3 protein-coding genes are annotated in these 1,337 nt (G+C 73.3%); all 3 read left to right on the top strand.

The features are described 5' to 3' along the window. Nucleotides 1-102: 102 nt before the first annotated feature. Nucleotides 103-381: a YqgE/AlgH family protein gene (locus AC2W7J_RS18185; RefSeq protein WP_485984173.1), complete on the top strand. Its 279-nt coding sequence runs from the start codon at nucleotides 103-105 to the stop codon at nucleotides 379-381. Then, the gene (locus AC2W7J_RS18180; protein ID WP_485984171.1) at nucleotides 378-659 is read left to right on the top strand and encodes a YqgE/AlgH family protein; all 282 of its coding nucleotides are present in this window, start codon (nucleotides 378-380) and stop codon (nucleotides 657-659) included. The genes AC2W7J_RS18185 and AC2W7J_RS18180 overlap by 4 nt, the downstream gene beginning before the upstream one ends. Before the next feature lie 222 nt (nucleotides 660-881). Then, entirely contained in the window at nucleotides 882-1,190 is a 309-nt protein-coding gene (locus AC2W7J_RS18175; protein WP_427801185.1) for a DUF3039 domain-containing protein, read from the top strand. The last annotated feature ends 147 nt before the right edge of the window (nucleotides 1,191-1,337 follow it).

Raw genomic sequence — 1,337 nt, 5'->3', positions numbered from 1 at the left:
GACCACCGTGGCGCGGCCGCGGAGGACGTGGCGGTACCGGCGGCGGTCGTGGTGGCCGACAGGGTGGTCACCGGGGGTCGCCCGCGCGACTAGGGTCGGACCATGGACTCCTCGCTCGCCGGCAAGCTGCTCGTGGCGACGCCCGACCTGACGGACGACCTCTTCGCCCGCAGCGTCGTGCTCGTCCTGCAGCACGACGACGAGACGGCCGAGGGCATCATCCTCAACCGTCCGCTCGACACCCCGGTCGACGACGTCCTGCCGGGCTGGCAGGCCGGGGCGAGCGCGCCCCAGCGCGTCTTCCAGGGCGCCCGGTCCAGCTCGACTCGGCAATCGGCATCGCCGGGCTGCCCGGCGACGAGGAGCCGCCGCCGGGCATGAAGCGTCTCTTCGGTGCGATCTCGCTCGTCGACCTCGACTCCCCGCAGGAGATCGTCTGGCCGCAGGTGAGCGCCCTGCGCATCTTCGCCGGGTACTCCGGCTGGAGCGCCGACCAGCTCGCCGGCGAGCGGGCGCGCGGCGGCTGGTACGTCGTCGACGCCGAGGTCGGTGACGTCTTCGACGGCGAGCCGGCCACGCTGTGGCGCCGCGTGCTGCGACGCCAGGGTGGCTCGCTCGGCTGGGTCTCGACCTATCCCTCGGACCCCGACCTCAACTGACCCTTCGAGACGGTCGCTGCGCGACCTCCTCAGGGAGCGGGGAAGACGGCCAGGGACGGCTCGGCAGCGTTGATGTCACCCGTCGGCCTTGGCGCCACCTGGTTGCCCGGAGAGGGGGACCAGGTGACACCAACGCCGTCAGGCTGACCGGGAGACCCGCGCGCGGCGGGAGGAGGGCCCTCGCAGGGGGAGTGGAGCGGGGCGCGTCCTACGATGGAGGGCATGAGCACGCCTGCCGACCCCAGCCAGCCCGGAGGCCCGGTCACCGAGCCCGGTGGCCCCTCGACGTCGACCTCGGTCCTCGAGCGCACCGAGCCGACGCCGCAGCTGGCCGAGCCGGGTGACCACGAGCGGTTCAGCCACTACGTGCGCAAGGAGAAGATCCTCGAGAGCGCCCTCTCCGGCGAGCCGGTCAAGGCGCTGTGCGGCAAGACGTGGGTGCCCGGGCGCGACCCGGAGAAGTTCCCCGTCTGCCCGATCTGCAAGGAGATCTACGACGGTCTGCGCGACCCCCAGGACGGCGAGGACTGATCGGCGACGTGGGCTCCTTCTACCGGCAGGTCGACGAGCGCACCTTCGACTCCCTTCGCGCCACGGCCGGTCCGTGGTCGCCGCACGCCCAGCACGCCGGCCCACCAGCCGCGCTGCTCGCGCGGGCGATGGAGCGCCACGAGCCCG

The organism is Janibacter sp. CFPM2_SD2 (assembly GCF_057364645.1).
This window is presented reverse-complemented; position numbering and strand designations above follow the sequence as displayed.